Annotated in this window: 15 protein-coding genes; 5 read left to right on the top strand and 10 right to left on the bottom strand. The window is 49.6% G+C overall.

Going from position 1 to position 17,172, the window contains the following annotated elements:
* The first annotated feature begins 161 nt into the window (after positions 1 to 161).
* The gene (locus FJ023_07230) at positions 162 to 1,466 is read left to right on the top strand and encodes a beta-lactamase family protein (protein ID MBM4447126.1); all 1,305 of its coding nucleotides are present in this window, start codon (positions 162 to 164) and stop codon (positions 1,464 to 1,466) included.
* A gap of 203 nt (positions 1,467 to 1,669) precedes the next feature.
* On the opposite strand, the gene FJ023_07225 is transcribed toward FJ023_07230, so the two are convergent.
* The 4 genes from FJ023_07225 to FJ023_07210 all read right to left on the bottom strand — a co-directional run bounded on the left by FJ023_07225 (position 1,670) and on the right by FJ023_07210 (position 7,228).
* Positions 1,670 to 3,088 (bottom strand): MFS transporter, encoded by a 1,419-nt coding sequence (locus FJ023_07225; GenBank protein MBM4447125.1) that lies wholly within the window; start codon positions 3,086 to 3,088, stop codon positions 1,670 to 1,672.
* 378 nt (positions 3,089 to 3,466) lie between these two features.
* The gene (locus FJ023_07220) at positions 3,467 to 5,482 is read right to left on the bottom strand and encodes a carboxylesterase family protein (protein MBM4447124.1); all 2,016 of its coding nucleotides are present in this window, start codon (positions 5,480 to 5,482) and stop codon (positions 3,467 to 3,469) included.
* A gap of 148 nt (positions 5,483 to 5,630) precedes the next feature.
* Positions 5,631 to 6,635, bottom strand: coding sequence for a DUF1254 domain-containing protein (locus FJ023_07215; protein ID MBM4447123.1), 1,005 nt, complete (start codon positions 6,633 to 6,635; stop codon positions 5,631 to 5,633).
* Entirely contained in the window at positions 6,635 to 7,228 is a 594-nt protein-coding gene (locus FJ023_07210; protein ID MBM4447122.1) for a DUF1214 domain-containing protein, read from the bottom strand. Before FJ023_07210 ends, FJ023_07215 begins: the two co-directional genes overlap by 1 nt.
* Before the next feature lie 402 nt (positions 7,229 to 7,630).
* Here FJ023_07210 and FJ023_07205 point away from each other — a divergent pair, with 402 nt between their 5' ends.
* Positions 7,631 to 7,918, top strand: coding sequence for an antibiotic biosynthesis monooxygenase (locus FJ023_07205; GenBank protein ID MBM4447121.1), 288 nt, complete (start codon positions 7,631 to 7,633; stop codon positions 7,916 to 7,918).
* Between the two features lie 207 nt (positions 7,919 to 8,125).
* Here the strand turns inward: FJ023_07205 and FJ023_07200 are convergent, their stop codons facing one another.
* From FJ023_07200 to FJ023_07190, 3 genes are read right to left on the bottom strand one after another with little or no spacing between them, the layout of a single operon-like run.
* Entirely contained in the window at positions 8,126 to 9,718 is a 1,593-nt protein-coding gene (locus FJ023_07200) for an FMN-binding glutamate synthase family protein (protein MBM4447120.1), read from the bottom strand.
* Between the two features lie 35 nt (positions 9,719 to 9,753).
* Positions 9,754 to 10,527, bottom strand: a complete 774-nt coding sequence (gene hisF / locus FJ023_07195; protein MBM4447119.1) for an imidazole glycerol phosphate synthase subunit HisF — start codon at positions 10,525 to 10,527, stop codon at positions 9,754 to 9,756.
* On the bottom strand, positions 10,524 to 11,525 hold the full coding sequence (locus FJ023_07190) for a DUF128 domain-containing protein (protein ID MBM4447118.1): 1,002 nt from the start codon (positions 11,523 to 11,525) through the stop codon (positions 10,524 to 10,526). Before FJ023_07190 ends, hisF begins: the two co-directional genes overlap by 4 nt.
* A 268-nt stretch (positions 11,526 to 11,793) precedes the next feature.
* Here FJ023_07190 and FJ023_07185 point away from each other — a divergent pair, with 268 nt between their 5' ends.
* Genes FJ023_07185 through FJ023_07175 form a run of 3 tightly spaced genes read left to right on the top strand, consistent with a single transcriptional unit; the run spans position 11,794 to position 13,639 of the window.
* Positions 11,794 to 13,011, top strand: coding sequence for a CoA transferase (locus tag FJ023_07185; GenBank protein ID MBM4447117.1), 1,218 nt, complete (start codon positions 11,794 to 11,796; stop codon positions 13,009 to 13,011).
* Positions 13,012 to 13,036: 25 nt separating this feature from the next.
* Complete coding sequence (locus tag FJ023_07180; GenBank protein MBM4447116.1) at positions 13,037 to 13,282, top strand: Lrp/AsnC family transcriptional regulator; 246 nt, start codon at positions 13,037 to 13,039, stop codon at positions 13,280 to 13,282.
* Positions 13,283 to 13,297: 15 nt separating this feature from the next.
* A complete protein-coding gene (locus FJ023_07175; protein ID MBM4447115.1) occupies positions 13,298 to 13,639 on the top strand; it encodes a histidine triad nucleotide-binding protein in 342 nt (113 codons plus the stop codon).
* A 4-nt stretch (positions 13,640 to 13,643) separates the two neighbouring features.
* Here FJ023_07175 and ispH read toward each other — a convergent pair whose 3' ends face one another.
* From ispH to FJ023_07160, 3 genes are all read right to left on the bottom strand, one after another.
* Entirely contained in the window at positions 13,644 to 14,504 is an 861-nt protein-coding gene (gene ispH, locus FJ023_07170; GenBank protein MBM4447114.1) for a 4-hydroxy-3-methylbut-2-enyl diphosphate reductase, read from the bottom strand.
* Positions 14,505 to 14,527: 23 nt separating this feature from the next.
* Positions 14,528 to 15,307, bottom strand: a complete 780-nt coding sequence (locus tag FJ023_07165) for a 1-acyl-sn-glycerol-3-phosphate acyltransferase (protein MBM4447113.1) — start codon at positions 15,305 to 15,307, stop codon at positions 14,528 to 14,530.
* Positions 15,308 to 15,451: 144 nt separating this feature from the next.
* On the bottom strand, positions 15,452 to 17,158 hold the full coding sequence (locus FJ023_07160; GenBank protein MBM4447112.1) for a ferrous iron transporter B: 1,707 nt from the start codon (positions 17,156 to 17,158) through the stop codon (positions 15,452 to 15,454).
* Positions 17,159 to 17,172: the final 14 nt, after the last annotated feature.

Genomic DNA, 17,172 nt, shown 5'->3' with positions numbered 1-17,172 from the left:
GTTCAGTGATTGAATTATTCTTACTCCGTAGCAAGAAACTAATGATTATAAACATAAATCTCATTGAAAGGAGGTGAATATTACACATCTTGGTTAGGTATTATGGGCTTCACTGCCATTTCGAAGTTACAGCACTTATCTAGAATCCAAAAAGGAGGCGTATCATCAAAATAGAGAAGGTATATCAAAACAAGATTTGGCTGGTTTGCTCAATCCTATTGCTATCGGTCCTGTTAATCTCTTCTGTTTTTGCAGCTTGCGCCCAGCCTGCAGTCTTCTCCAGTGAAACGGTTAAGCCAGAGGATGTCGGTCTTTCGTCGGAACGACTAAATCAGATTGACACTGTATTAAATGACGACGTAGCAGCAAACAAAATAAACGGCGCTGTTCTCTTAGTGGCTCGAGATGGGAAAATCGCCTACTTCAAGAGTTTCGGCTACCGGGACAATGAGAAAAAGTTACTGATGGAAAAGGACTCGATATTCCGCGTCTACTCCATGACTAAATCCATCACCGCCTTGGCGGTCGCTATGTTGATGGATGAGGGGAAATTGGCGCTTACAGACCCGGTCGAAAAATACATACCGGCTTTTAAAGATATTAAAGTGGGGGAAGTCTCGAAAGACGAGACAGGCAAAGATGTGGTCACCATGGCGCAACCCAGCAACGTTATGACGATTCAGAACCTTGCCACACACACTTCAGGATTAAGTTATTGGTTTTTTCCTCCAACAGTCATTCAAGCCATGTACTTACAAGCTGGCATGAATAAACTTGAAGGATTAACAAATGCCGAAGTGTGTGAAAAGGTGGCCAAGATGCCGCTGGTTGAAAATCCGGGAACCATATATCGATACGGCGTGTCGTATGATGTCCTTGGTCGGGTGATAGAGGTTGTCTCCGGCATGACGCTGGACAAATTCTTTGCAGAACGCATTTACAAACCATTGGAAATGAAAGATTCCGGATTCCAGATTACAGGAGAGGACATAGACCGTTTGGTTTACTTGGACCCCGCATGGCCTCTCTGCATTGATGTAACTGACCCCAATAGGAAATATTGGAGTGGAGGTGGGGGTTCAGTATCGACGGCCATGGATTGGGCGCGCTTTGCCCAGATGCTCCTAAATGGCGGCGAACTTGAAGGTAAGCGTCTGCTGAAACCGACAACCGTGGCCTTCATAACTTCGGATCAATTGGGCCCACTGGGCAACCGCGACGATGCCCTGTACATACCCGGACATGGATATGGTGTAGGCTTCGATTTTTACGTTCGCGTTGATACTGCAAGTGCAGACTTTCCGGCAAATGTCGGCGAATTCTGTAAGGGTGGTGCTGCCGGGACCGTGTACTGGGTTGATCCCAAGGAAGACCTGGTTGCTGTTTTTATGGTGAGCACTCCAAGCCTCCGGGAGTATTACCGGAATTTAATACAGAGTATGATTTACAAGGCCGTCGTCGACTAGTCTGAGGATTTCAAGCAAAGCCAAGCTGATTCGGCCATTCGCTGCTTTATCATAGACCCGCGAAGAAAACATGAGGTCAGGCGTGGGTAGGATTCAAACTTATTGCCAGTGCCTGACCTCCCAAACTTAGCCCAGAGAGCCAACAAAGGCACTACTCCAAATAGTATGATTGGGTGCCATTTCCTATTTTCACTCTAAAGACTCTACTTAGAACGAGGCCTGTTTTGTTTGCCTATCTGGCTCTCCGCGGTCCGGGAGATGTGCGCCTTTACCCGTTCGAATTCCTCTTCGGTGAGATTGTACTTGCGAAACGGCAGGAAACTCAACAGGATCATGGCCGCTGGAAACAGGCAGAAAATTGCGCGAACCCCGACGTTAAGGCTCTCAGGCTGGGGGCCTTCCATCACGAATCCCGAAAGGGCGAGGGCAAAGCCTACGATAGGAGGTCCCACGGAGTAGGCGATCTTTTGGCCCGCTGACCACATGCCAGAAAAGACCCCCTCGCGCCGCAAGCCGGACTGCATCTGATCATACTCGATCGTGTCGGGTAGCATCGAGAATGGGAAGAGCTGAAAACTCGAGAAACCGATCCCCGCCAGGAATACCTGTACATAGAAGAGCCACGGCAGAGAAGAGCTCGTAAAGAAGAGGGACCCCATCATGACGGTAAATATGGCGAGCCCGATATAGTACGACTTTATCTTGCCGAGTCTCTTTCCCACCGCGAGCCATACCGGGATAAACAGGATGCCGGTGATTAGAAAGATGGGAAAGGCGACGTTCATCGCGGTCTCGGGCAGGTTCATCGCGTATTTCACATAGTAGACGAACCCCGCCATCATGACGCCGATGGCCAGCGCCTGTAAGAAATAGCTGGTCATCAACATGACAAAGGGATAATTCTTAACCGCGATCCTGACCTGCTCTTTCATGGGAGGCATCTCCTTTTTCGGCGGCAGGCTTGGCGCCTTTCTCGTGCCAAAAAAGCAGATAAGACACGAGATAATGATACCCACGCCGAAGACGATCCCCATCAATTGAAAACCGGCGGCGCCTCCCCCACCGGCCTGCACCAGAGGCAGGGCCAGCGCCCCAGCCAGTAGTGCGCCGACGGAGGCAAGGAACATGCGAAAAGATGTGATCGACAACCGCTCGTTATAATCGTCCGACATCTCCGGCACCATGCTGGCATACGGAACGTTGACGACCGTAAAGACAGTGCAGCCCAGCGCGAAGAGGAGCGATATTTGGAGCGCGTTGGCGAACTCGCTCCGATAGCCAGGGGCGATAAAGAGGACGAAAAAGGTGACGCCGAAGGGGATCGCGCCGTAGAGGAGATAGATGCGCCTCCGACCGAACCGGGAGCGGGTGATATCCGAGATGGCCCCCATGATTGGGTCTTCGATGACATCCCAGATCTTGGGAAACAGGAGCATGATCCCCGCCAGCGCGGGATTGATGCCGACCACATTCGTCATAAAGAATAGGAGATACATCCCCGTGGCGACGATGAAAATGTTATTGGAGATGTCACCGATGCCGTAGCTCAACTTTATCCCGAAAGGGAGCCTTTGTATCTTCTTTTGTTCGGTGCCTGTCTTCTTTTCGCTAATGGTTTCCATATTCTCCCCCTTTTTAATCCGGAAACGGAATTAATTTAGAAAGGTTACGAATCAAGCTCCAATTATGCCATCAGATGCTTCTACATAGCAAATCGTGTGCGGTGGGTGGTGCTGAAAAGTATGTTAGCAAAATGAACTGGCGGTCCTGTTGAACAAACCGCCCTAATGTGTTCACTTTGCACCGGCTTTGTCGATGTAGTGGGGCACCCCGAAGCGGAAGATAGCCCCGTTATTAAACCGATAAGAAGGGAGCCCAAGGTGGGCTCCCTTGTCTTGTTATACCATCGCATATGTTAGTCATCACCAGCGGCGGCAAACCTTCTAATGTAGCTTTGTCGCCAGCCCCGATAGTCATCTATCCTTCAAAGAGATCCTAGCTTAGTAGATTAAAAATCTTTTGATCAAAGATTTGGCTTCCGACGGCAACGGCAAAGCATCTATCTGTGCCAGTGCATCTGCTCTGGTTATTTCCCAGTTCTCCATCACGATGTCGGCCTCGGTATTGCTTGCATTGAACGTAATGGATTTAGGTTCGCCTGGGACGTTAGACCATTTTGCCCATACGGGTAAGCCGGAACCATTGGGGTCTCCTGTGCGAGCAAAGTTCGCCAGGTAGGACATCATGGCCTGTTGAAGCGCTACCCTGCCAGGCTCGTTGGTTGAGTTGAAGAAGTAAATTCCATAAGTGTCACTGTCCCATCCGAAGAAGAACGAGATATCCAAAGAATGGCCAGCCCCATAGAGGAAATCTAACGGTGCCGGGCCGGAACCCGAGCCACCCCACTTAAAGAAGTAGCAGTAGACATTATCCTGTTTGTCTGTTAAAAGCCTGGCGACGGAATCCACTGCGCCTGCTTTCCAGTTGAGTGAAGGATATTTGCCACAGGCATCGTAAATGAGCTTATCCGACGTTGCAAATACTGTATCTAGGGGCAGCTCACCGGATATAATCTTGAATGCAGCGAACCAGGTTTGACCAGTAGAAGTTGGAACGGCCGCGCCATAGAGGGGCATGAAGGGCTTCAATTCATCCTCCGTGCTTCCCAGGATAATCGGGACATGGTTGTAATTCCCAGATGCGATGATATCAGCAGCCTTGCCGGGTATCACCGCACCATCTATAAAGGGTGAAACATTGTCAATGGCACCCCTGTCGTTCATCGCGGCCCGCATTATTTCATGAGTCGTCTTGCCCTTAAGGTAGGCTTCTATTTTTTCATTTGTCATGGCTGTGCGGTAAGCTGTTGCCGCCGCCAAGTCGGGGCAGGTCTTATCAGCTACAAGGAGCTTATCTATAATGGCATTGGCCCGTGCAACACCGGTTTCAACCGGGATGAGGCCACCTCCAGCGCTTTGCGAAATTGCCTTGTGGAAAAGGCCCTTCGCCAAAGGTGAAATAATGAGGTTCATCGTGTTAAATCCGCCGGCTGATTGACCAGCTACTGCCACGTTATCCGGGTTGCCACCGAATGCTGCAATGTTATTGCGCACCCATTTGAGAACCTGGATTGTGTCTAGGGTGCCGTAGTTGCCGGACCTGTCCTCACTGGAACCTCCGGCATTAAGTGCTGGATGGATGAACCAACCGAATGGGCCGAGCCTGTACTGAATCACAACCACGACCATATTACATTTACTGGCCATGAGAGACGCATCGTACCTATGGGCACCACCGAAAAAGTTAGCTCCGCCGTGGATCCAGATGTAGACTGGCAGGTTCTTGGCGCCTATCTTAGGCCGGAATATGTTCAAATATAGGCAATCCTCCGAACCGGTAATCTGGTTTGCGGGCATCCACTGCAGTGACATTACCGGTTGAGTGGCCGGCGTGAATGTATCCGTAGAGTGGCGAACTATCTGCCATGAATCGGGGTCCTGCGGTGCCTTCCATCTTAGTGCCCCTACCGGTGGCTTAGCATAGGGAATTCCCTTCCAGACCCAGCTGTCATTGCCTGCGTTTGTCCCTGCAACTTTGCCGTATACGGTCTTTACTGTGGTAAGCGATGCATTAGTGGTGCAAACGATGGCAACGTCCACACTGTCCAGTACTGCGGGTTGTTGAGCAGCGACTATCCACTCCTTGATATTATTTTTAACATCCTTGTCAAGCTTATTAAGTGCGCCCTTGTAGCCACCATTTTCAACCTGGTTTATTGCGTCATCAAGATTATTTAGCAGCGTGTTACGATGGTTCGGATCTGTAAAAGCAGAGTCTGGCAACGCAGATATCTGACTCTCCAGATCTGACAGCGCATCTAAGGCACCGATACCGACGGCTTTGCTGTCAACCGCCATGTCAATGGCCGGCGCTGAAACACACGCCAAGCCGAGGCAAATTGTTAATACAATGCTGATGCTAAGGGCACTGACTAACCATTGTCTGACGTTTTTCATCAAATACAACCTCCTCAATTATTTCAATTATTTCTCTCTCGGATTTCTCAAACAGACCGAGAATTGTGAACAGGAACTCCTGCTGACCTTAAGCCATTGTTTCGGGTGAATTGTGCTGATATAGAACAAGGCTGACTTTTCCCGCTTGCTATTTGGATTGTAGGGTATGGGCTATTTCAGAGAACTTTGCTTCATCGTAAGGGACAAGCATAGCTACAGTGGTTATTGTAACCACGATCCACTTGCTGCCCTTCTGCACTCCTAGGGCAAAGGTCTCGCCTGGGTAGCCCGACTTAACCGTCCAATCAGCCTTGGCTGTGGTAGCCTCGGTGCCATCAGCCAGCTTCGTCTGTTTCTCGGGCCCAATATTTATATTCGAACCGCCAGACTCTTCCAGGCCAGCCTTGAGTGCACCGGTAAAGGTAGCAGCCTCCCTAATGCTGACGGTTATCACTGGAACCCTGGCGGTTGCCGCAGCAGTAAAGACCTGTGCTCCCACAGGCTGTCCCTTTACCCAAGCGGCCGGGTATTTAATAGAGAAGCTGTGCTCGGTATTCACATATTCAGCTGCCTCAAATGAGAGTCCGCCTGCGGTTGGCGGTTTCACTACCTCCTCTTCGGCTGGAGCTCCTACCAACTCAATGGTGGCTTTCTTTTGAATCTCCGTGTGACCTGGCAAATCAGCCTTACTGGTGATGACTGTCCGAATTAAGATTATGCCCCTGTCGGTGGGTGCGACTATGACATGTGCTTTCCCCGTTGTATCCTGATACGTCATATCCTTCCGGATCAAAACTACCTCGATTGGGTTCGACTTCGCCTGCTTGTCATTGATGGCAAAGAAATTGTCCGTATTCATGGCAAAACCTGAGATAGACCAATAATTATCAGGTATAGCCGCAGTTAAACGAAGAGGGTACTGGCTTATGTCATAGCAGCAGAGTGAATAGAGAAGGTCAGGCGATGGCCTAACTATCGTTCTGCGTTCTGCTGTCGCCGGCGGGGCAAAAACCCACTGGTTAGGTGGATAATTGAACCTCTGCGTCAGTGTAATCTCCATTATGTCATTGGGTATCCTGATTACCATGACAAGATTTACAATGATAGCCACAACAAAGATGGCTAATACCGTCCATCCTATCCACTTCTTCATTATTTGCAGCCCTCCTTGATAACGCTTGGTAGCTCGACTGTCTTTAGGGTCTCATAATCATAATAGGCACTCCCGGGATTATACAGGCGGAGCGAAAGAGACAGCTTTTTGGCGTCACCTGTAGGCAGCCAATTTCCTTCCCTCGGTGTCTTGGACAAGTAGATTTTGAAACTCCCATCCGGCTCAAACTTCATCTCGGTACAACTCCACGAGTAGCGTCCCTGTTCATTGGGTATCAGGAAATCATCCTCAGCATATGCAGTGATGGACCACCACCGGGTGTCAGGCGCCTTGCCTTCTATCCTATAGTCGCAATTTCCCAGAAGTGGCTCCCCATTGTCGTCTACGTAGGCGTGTAAATAGATTGTCTCGGATTTGGCAAGCGCCAGAAGTCCATGTTTGGCAACCCAGCCTCTAAGATATGGGTTAGCCGAGGTGCTGCCAACGGCAAGGCTGGTACCCCACGGTCCGTTCTGAACCCCGCTAATGTTTGTGATGAGATTAAGCATGGGATCAACAGTGAAGTATCCGATTGCGCCACCTACGACCAAGGCGACTAGAGCTGCTATGATAAACTTGAATGGTTTTTTCATCTACCCCTCCTTCGTTTTTTCAGAGATAAGACTTAAACTGGCCAGCCTAATATACGACTATTTTAATCTATCCCCCAAAAAAGTCAACATATTTCGCAGCACATACACCCATAGCTCCTTTTCATCGTAATATGGCCCAACAAATCGAGTTTGTTTAATTTGAAAATTGTTAGTACTTCAATGGTGTGGGATGCGCTCCCTGGTGTATGATTCCCGCTCTTGACCTCTTTGCAGCCCGGCTGAATAAATGATTTATTGGGCATTGTTGAAGTAGGGAGTATTGCATTCAACACTAATCTGTACCATAATTTAGAGGCTCTTTAAGCTACAAGCCAAGTAACGAGATTAATCTATTTGAGGCAGGGAATTGGGGAGAAACGTCGTTCAAGGAGGTTAATTAGCATGATAGTTGTGGCTGCGAAACTAAAGGCAGTAGAAGGCAAAGGAGATGAACTCGAGCAGGAATTCCGGAAGCTTGCACCCAAAGTCCTTCAGGACCCGGGCACTATAAGCTATGTCGTTCACCGCAAAGTGGATGCCCCGAATGAGTTCTTTGTGTATGAGAAATATGAGAGCGGGGAAGCTTTAAAGCTCCATGGCTCGACAGAGCACTTCAAGGAGTTTTCCAAGGCTATCGCCTCTCTGCTGGATGGACGCCCTGAGTTTGGGGTATACAACGAGCTTGCCTGAAGCGCCTTCGAATTGTGACCTGCCACCGCAATTGTACCACCTCTTAGATTAGAATTGCTCACCTCTCCCTTGGTGGAGGGACAGGCTGGCGAACGTAAAATTCAAGGTTTGGTTTGGTGGCACTCCGCGTGAACGCATGATTTATTGGGGATAAAAAAACAGGCTCCGAGGTTGTCGGAGCCTGTTCATTTGACCGAAACGCAACATTTAGCTGGTGAGGATCTTGACTGCTTCTTTTCTGTAGGCATCCATGAGATAGGGTATGCCGGTGACCTTGGCACAATCTTCAGTCAAGGACATCAGATCATTGCGGCTGATTGCGGGCACGCTGAAGCACCTGGCACCGGCCATCAACTGCTGTAAGCCTACCTTGATTTTATCAGAGTAGCTGTAGATACCAATAGCACCCAGAGGTATGTTCTTCATTTCATTGGCACCGACGATGTTCTTTACCTGTTCGTAGCAGACAAAGATTTCCTCAGGCGTCGAGCCGAATTGACTGACGGTATTCGGCAGCTTGCCATCCTTGATCCATTCGGCGATGTTCTTGCCCACCATACCAGGAATCATCAAAGCTCGGCCCATGCATACCGCCTTGGTGAAAGGTGCACCTAAGGCAAGTGCCTTGAACACGCCGTCTTCGCTGCTGAAGCCGCCGGCAAAGGCCAAATCAGGCGGTCGCTGGCCTTTATCAGCCAGCATCTTGGCGAACTCATAAGCTGCGGCGTGGAGATGGAGGCTGGGTACGCCCCACTCTTCCATCATCCGCCATGGGCTCATGCCAGTGCCACCAGAGGCGCCGTCTATGGTGAGTAGGTCGATTTTGGCTTTCGAGCCCCATTTTATAGCCATGGCCAGCTCACGCAGGCTGTAGGCTCCGGTCTTTAAGGTAACGCGCTTGAATCCCAGATTTCTCAGACGCTTAACTTCGGCATAAAAACCTTCCTCATCGATAAAACCTAGGCGGCTGTGCCTTTCAAATTCTTTAAGCGCGCCTTCCTTAAAAGCGGCCTGATTAATGGGGTCTGACGGATCGGGGGTAATGATATAACCGCGCTTCTGGAGCTCCAGAGCCCGCTCCAGAGAGTTGACCTTTATCTCACCGCCGATGCATTTGGCGCCCTGTCCCCATTTCAATTCAATGGTCTCTATACCGTGCTTTTTAAGGATATACTCAGCAACACCCAATCTGGTGTCTTCAACGTTCATCTGCACCAATATTTCGCCAAATCCCTGATGATAACGCCGGTATACCTCGATGCGGCGGTCCATATCGGGGGCTGAAGTAACTTTGCCCTTGGCATCACGCTCCAGTCGCGGGTCAATACCGCACACATTTTCACCACAGACCAGGGTAACCCCGCTGATGGCAGCGCCGACAGCAAAATGTTCCCAGTTTTTTCGCGCTATCTCGGTAGACCCTAGAGCGCCGGTGAAAATGGGAACCTTCATCTTGACCTTTATGTCCCAGCCATAATCAGTCTCGGTGTTCACCGCCGGGAAAAGGGCGGTATCCGGGTCGCCGACAACACCCTTAGGCATTCCTCTGGCTCCTAGTGCATAACCTTGAATGTTCAAATGAGAATAATCAACGGGGTATTCCTTGTCGCCGCCAGCGGTTATTTCACCAAAGGGGCCGGGATAGATTAATTCCCGGCCGCGGAAGGTGGCTTTGAAAACTTCACAGTTACCGGTGCAGCCGTCAAGGCAGCGGGAGCAGAGACCACTGCCCGGGACTACGCTTCTGGAGCGATTGGCGCTTCTGGTGGCATCGTTTGCGTTTGGTCGTTGTAAATTCATTTTTCCTTACTCCTTCTTAATTTTGATTTTAGTCTTTAACTTATTCTTACCGGTATTCCTTTTTCCTTAAGGTATTTTTTGGCTTCGGGTATGGATATTTCTCCAAAGTGAAATATTGACGCCGCCAGGACTGCTGAAGCTTTGGCAATGGCTACGGCTTCGTAAAGGTGCTCTAATTTACCGGCACCGCCCGAAGCTGTAACCGGTATGCTTACAGCTTCAGCTACGGCCTTGGTCATCTCCAAATCATATCCTTCCTTGGTGCCATCGGCATCCTTGCTGGTAAGCAAAATCTCTCCGGCACCCAATTTCTCCACCTTTTTTGCCCACTCGACGATGTCCAATCCCGTTGACTCCATGCCGCTCTTAACCACCACCTCTAATCTGGGACGGCCGCTATTCGGCGGATTTTTAATGCCGTCAATGGCAACAACAAGCCTTTGCTTGCCGAACTTTTTTGATGCTTCCTTTATCAGGTCTGGATTTCTGACGGCAGCAGTATTGATGGAGACCTTGCTTACGCCCAGGTCAAATAAATCTTTCATGTCTTTGGTGTCTCTGATGCCACCGCCTACAGCGAAGGGAATGGTGACTTTCTCTGCTACCCTCTTGACCCATTCCAGTCTTGTTCCCCTGTCTTCGGCACTAGCCATAATGTCGAGGAAGACCAGCTCATCCGCCCCTTCTCGGCAGTAAGCTTCTGCAGCCTCTACCGGGTCGCGCGCATCCCTCATGTTGACGAACTTTACCCCCTTAACTACCCTCCCCTCCTTTACATCCAGACACGGTATAACTTTTATCTCTTTCAACTTGTAACCTCCTCAAATTTCTTTAATTTCTGATATTCCATGATAGTGCTCATGGCATAGTTTTCTGCTTCTATACCTGCCTCCTCAACGGCAGCCACTGGATTCAGGCCTCCGATTAGAACCATTCCTATCCTGTTGAGTTCCACTGGGATTTCACACACTGGCTCACTGGTATTACCCATCACCATCAGACCTCCCAGACCTGCATCCTTCAGTTCAGTCACGACCTTCTCAGCTATTGGTCGGCACAGGGCTGGTATTTCACGGAAATTAGCCAGTATTTTACCGTTGCCTGCCTTGGCTGCGTCTCTGACTGAGGTCATCCTGGCCCTGATGAATACCTCGGAGGGGTCGAGGGAAGAGCCGGCATAATTAATGAGTTCCACGAAACGGAGCGGCTGGTGGTTTCGAATCTGCAGTATGCCGCCGAATCGAGAATCCGTGGGAACGCCGGCCTTGAGTAAAGTGCCGTTTATCACGATGCTGCACACAGTTGCCAACCCTATGCTATTTTCAGGAACAGTTAGCTCACCCAGTTGTTCTCCCCCTTGAGCTACAGCCACCAGGTCGCTCACGCAAATCCCTGCATCGAAAACCGGTTTCATTGCCTGAAGTGCTCTAGCGAATTTCGCCTTGGGGAAGAAAGAGATGTTAACCGGTATGGTGCCGGTGCGTTTCTCCCAATCGAAATCGGTACGAAAGGCGAGCAGTTCGATTCTGGCTATGGCAAAACCGACCTTGTCTCTGACTAGGGCATTGCCCAGCTCTTCTGCACCCAATTCGGTGATCAGCCGGCCATCCCGGCTGACGAGCCTGGTTAATCCTCGTTCATCCATCAATTTGAGGTGGTATCTCACTGCTCTTTCGCCCAGGTAAACCCCGTAGTCTTTCAGTCGTCGAGCAAGGACCCTGGCCCCCAAAGGTTCCTGAGATTCACTCAGGATTTTTAGGATGGAGAGCTCTTTTCTCTCAACCTCTTGTGTTTCAACGCCTATCACGATATTGTTCCTGAAGTTGATACTTTAGGTCGTAGGAAACCGTTTGCCTATTATAATAGAAGCAGGAAATCTTGTCAAGCCCCCTGGGGACAGAAGTTACCCGAAAATGTAGTCCCGACCCTTTAGGGTCGGGACTACCGAGGCTAAAGCCTCGGGGCTACATGTTTAGTGTGTATCCCTACAATTCCTCCCCTCTCTTGACTGTAACTACGTCAAAAAGTAATATTAGTGAAACCTGGCCGGCCTAATCAATTCGGATGGAGGTAATATGTTAGCTCTGGATGGTATCAGGATTTTGGACCTTACCCATCTGGTTCCCGGTGCTTTGTGCACTATGATTTTGGGCGACTTGGGTGCTGATGTAATTAAGGTGGGGGCACCGCTTGGTGTTGGTGGTCGGGGTGCCGGATTGGGCATGCTATTGGCAGGAGACGAAGATGGAAAACAAGCAGCTTATGACGCTATGAATCGCAATAAAAGGAGTATCGGGCTAAATCTCAGATCTGACAAAGGCCGTGACATATTCTACCAGCTGGCACAGACGGCTGATGTTATTGTTGAGGGTTTCAGGCCAGGCGTGGTTAAGCGCTTGGGTGTGGACTACGAAAAGATAAAGGAGATTAACCCCGGGATTATCTATTGCTCCCTCAGTGGCTACGGGCAGGATGGCCCGTACAGCAAATTCTCAGGACACGACGTAAACTATATATCAATAGCTGGTGCCCTTAATCTCATTGGCACTCCCGACCGACCACCAGTTGTCCCGTTAAATCTATTAGCAGATTTTGCTGGAGCTTCCTTGCATGGGGTTATCGGCATCATGGCAGCTTTGGTAGCCAGAGACAAAACAGGTAGAGGACAAAACGTGGATATCGCCTATGCAGATGGGGTAATCACCCTTCTGACGTGGTTCATTAGTAATTACTTTTCCAGAGGTGTTATGTTCAATAGAGGTGAAACCTGGCTTCATGGCGCTTATCCTTATTACGGTGTATATGAGGCTAAGGATGGCAAATATGTCAGCATCGGTTGTGTTGAGCCATGGTTCTGGGAGAACCTGTGTCGTGCTCTAGGCAGGGAGGAATATATACCTTATTGCGTTTCGCCAGAACATTTTCTTCACAAACCCGAGGGTGAGAAATGGGAGGAAATCTCTTCCAATCTGAGGCAGGTCTTCCTGACCAAGACCAGGGATGAGTGGTTTGATTTTTTATCCCAGAAGGACGTGCCGGTGGGAAAAGTCTATACTTTGGATGAAGTTTTCAGCGACCCTCAAGTGCTCCACCGTCAGATGGTTTTAGAGATAGACCATCCGACCTTGGGTAAGGTGAAACACCCCGGCATCGCGGTCAAGCTATCCGAGACTCCGGGCAAGGTGAGGAGCCTGGCACCTGTCTTCGGCGAGCATACCGAAGCGATATTGCGTGATTTAGGCTATAATAAGTCGCAAATTAACGAGTTGCGTCAATCTAACATAATAGGCTAAAATTCTAGTTAGAGGGGGTGAAAATATGCCAGCCAAGGCCTTTGTGCTAATCGAGACGGAGGTAGGCAGGACCAAAGATGTGGTGACAGCCCTTCATGGTCAAAAGGTTAAGGAGATAAAGTCGGTTGACCTGGTAACTGGCCCTTACGATGTTATCGCTGTGGTTGAACATGATGACTTTAATGCCGTTGGCGCCTTGGTCACCGAGAAGATCCACCCTATACCAGGTATAAAGAGAACGGTTACCTGCTTATCAATCCGCGTGTCCTAGCAGCCGTCTTAAATCATGGAATGTATTTTTTGCCGGATTGTTGCCGGAGAAATACCTGCTGACATTGTTTACCAGGACAAAGAGCTTCTAGCTTTTCGGGATATCCATCCCCAGGCACCTACGCATATTCTCATCATACCCAAATCCCATATCGCCTCAATGACAGAGCTCACCAGCAAACAGCAAGCGTTAATGGGACGTCTCATCTTGCTGGCTAAAAAACTTGCTGAGAAAGAAGGCATTTCTGCCAGCGGTTATCGATTGTCGGAAAGTACTGGTGCTGATGGTGGCCAGCTTGTGCCTCATCTCCACTTCCACCTTCTTGGCGGTCGAAAATTGGATGATATGCTGGGTTAAGATTCTAATCATCGCCGGCGAGTGATTTCAGCTTTAACACCACCTCTTCAATAGCTTCATCAGGTGTAGAGGCACCGGCGGTTACACCAACATGCCGCTTTCCCGAAAGCCAGCCCCTTTCTATTTCGGCGGCGGTTTCTATCAGATGAGTTTCGACAATAGGTGAGCATATCTCAGCTAGACGCTGTGTGTTGGCACTATTGTGTCCGCCAACAACTATCATCAGGTCACTTTTTTCAGCTAATTCTATAGCAGCTTCTTGCCGTTTTCGTGTTTCCTGACAAAGAGTATTTATGATGCGCAATTCTTGGACATCAGGGAAAACGGCCCTGATGACCTCATTAATAAACTCGACAAACTTGGCGTGGCTCTGTGTGGTCTGCGAAATGATGCCCAGCCGACGAGGCAGTTTCAGTTGAGCTACCTCCTCTCCATTCAGAGTGGCAACAGCATCATTACCTGCCCATCCCAGCAACCCTTTAACTTCAGGATGGGTAGCTTCGCCGAAAATAATAACACGGAAGCCAGCCTGAGCCAGTTTTTTAGCTGCTTTCTGGGCGCTGCGGACTATGGGACAGGTAGTGTCGATTATACTAAGCTTTCGAGCTTGAATCTGCGCCAGCAATTGTGGTGGGGCACCGTGTGAGGTAATAGCGATGACCCTGTCTTCAACCTGGTCTAGCTCATTTATGACCTTAACTCCAGCATCAGCCAGATTAGCTACCACTAGCCGATTATGCACTATCGGTCCCAGTGTTGCTATTTCCTGGTTCTCTTTGGCCGCCTTATCGATTATTTTAATAGCTCGCCTGACACCGAAGCATAAGCCGAACTCGCGAGCTTTTTTGACTTCTACCTTGGCCATATATTGCGGTTCCAGCAGACAGCTCAGCAGGGTTTATAAATACCCCGGTATTCTGGAGGCAGGATGGCAGCGACCTTCCCCATTATGTATTCGGTAAGCTCTTTTAGCCGCGCTTCAGATGGCTTACCTTGGACAGTTGGAAGCGTGAAAGGTTTGCCGAAAGTGATGGTTACTTTTGGGCGAGTCAGCCAGCCGATCCCCCTAAGTTTCTCCGTTCCGAGGATTGAAACAGGTATAAGGGGAGCGCTGGTACTCAAGGCTATGAGTGCACAACCATGATACGCTTCTTTTAGGCAGCCGGCCTTGCTCCGTGTGCCTTCAGGATATATACCGAAGACAAGACCTTTTGCCAATACGTCTTCTGCGTATTTCGTCGCCAGCTGTCTTTCCTCAGGAGTTCCACGGCGGCGCACAGGATAGGCTTCCGCGGCATCCATTAATATGCGGAAGATAGGCATGGGCCAGTAGTAAAACAGCTCCTCCTTGGCCATAATGATGCTATCTCGAGGCAAAATGCTGATTATATGTAGAGGCGGGTCTATCAAGTTGAGGTGATTGAAGACAGCGATGATAGGTCCGTTTGCCGGCAGGTTTTCCTTATCTTTTATCTCTAAGCGGACAAAAACTCTAAGTACACCTTCGACTAATGCTCTGGCTATCTTAAAAGTTATCTTGGAAGTTGGCCTTCTTAATATTCGTTTGACTATTCCGCCTTTGATTGGGAATTCATAGACAGAGGCATGAGTCTGTTTTTGCTTGGTGGTGCCGAAATATCTGCGAGTCTTGAACCAGTCCGCAATCATAACCCCCTCCTTTCCTCGTCGGTACGGTTAATATTATAAATTATAAGCCCTTTGTCAAGCCATTATTGATGGACTGACTGGCAAGAATGCAGTAGTTATGAGCAGTAGAACACCATCTTGGATGAAACAAGGCTGTTTCTGTCTTTACAGAATCAGATTTAGCAGGCCGCCTACTATTAGCGCTGCCGCAATCATTATACCTGTGGCTTTAAGCATGTCCTTAGCTCCCAGCTCTCGAGCCAGCACCACAAAGGTAGCCACACAGGGGAAGGACATAGCCATAACGGTAGTACTTATGACCAGTTGCTTGGCGGTTAGCCCCAGGGGAGCGAGCATGCCCACGGCTACATCCTTACGCAAAAAGCCGATAGCTAGGGCAACAACTGTCTCTTTGGGCAGCCCGAATAACCCAGTCAAGACCGGAGCGGCGATGTTAGCTATAAAGTCGAAAACTCCTATCATGTAAAGGATGTTTACCACCAGTACAGCTCCAAGCACTATGGGCAGGGCTTCTTTTATAAAGCTATAGACCCTTAGCCAGAGTTTCTCTCCGATAACTCGCCACGGTGGGAAACGGTAGGGTGGAATCTCCATTATAAGTTCCGGGCTGAACCCTTTGACAGTATAATTGAGGATAAGCCCTATGATGATCCAAGATACAAACAGGCTGCCGTAAACAATAGCCACATACTGGATGCCTTGCTGCCCCACCAATCCTATTATCATAGCCTGCAATGCCGCACAGGGTACACCGATGGAAATCAGGGTAGCGGCAATGAACCGCTCCCTCCGACTCTCCAGTATTCGGGTTGCCATAACCGCTGGTACGTTACATCCGAAGCCGAGTATAGTAGGGATTATGGCGTAACCGTGTAACCCTAATCGGTGCATCAATGTGTCCATTAATACTGCCAGGCGTGGCAGGTATCCGACATCCTCCAGTATGCCCAGTACGAGATAGAAAGAGACGATGTACGGTATCACCACTCCGAACTCGATATAAAGCCCCGTGCTGAACAGACCGAGGGACTGAAGATAGTCAATCTGCCCATTGATTAGCCTGCCTACCAGGATATCGTGCCAGAAACCCCCTGACCCAAAAGCGAGACTCAGCTTCATCAGCAACGGTGTCCAGAGCCAGTTAAAGAATGGGTCAGTCACATAATTGATGATGCCTTCGCCGATAAAGCGGATGACCAAGAAGGTAGCAACGAGAACCAGCAGGGCGATAGCAGCCCCACCTACCGGATGGCTGCTGGCATCCTCCAAAACCTCACGCCAGGTGTGGTGGCGATGGCTCAACGATTGTACCTGGCTCACGATATCGCCGATTTTTGCCCACCTTTCATCGCTGCTAGAGTAGACCATCTGAGGTGTTGCTGCCTCGGGAAGACGGCTGACCAATTCTCTAATTCCTTGCCCGGTTACTCCTACCGTAGGGACGACCGGCACGCCGAGTAGCTCTTCTAGGCGGGCAACATCTATATTTATCCCTCGGTGATGAGCGTCATCCCACATGTTAAGTGCAACTATTACCGGCACCTGTCTTTCCAGTAATTGCAAGGTGAGGTTGAGATTTCTCTCTAAATTGGTGGCGTCAACCACATCGATTATTAAATCCCCTTCCTTCAGCATTTCGGCAGCTACCTCTTCTGCTTTGCTGGTGGGTTCGAGAGTGTAAGTGCCGGGGACATCAATAATCTCAGCCTGCTCCTGGCCAAGTTTCAGAGCGCCTTTAATGAACTCGACAGTGGTGCCGGGATAATTTGAAGCGATAGTGCGCGTGCCGGTAAGTCTGGAAAAGAGAACGCTCTTACCCACGTTGGGGTTGCCCATGAGTAGGATCTTCATTGTTGCCTGAGAAG

The organism is Chloroflexota bacterium (genome assembly GCA_016875875.1).
Lineage (GTDB): Bacteria > Chloroflexota > Dehalococcoidia > GIF9 > UBA5629 > 9FT-COMBO-48-23.
The sequence above is the reverse complement of the archived record's forward strand: the minus strand, read 5'-3'. Positions and strand labels throughout refer to the sequence as shown.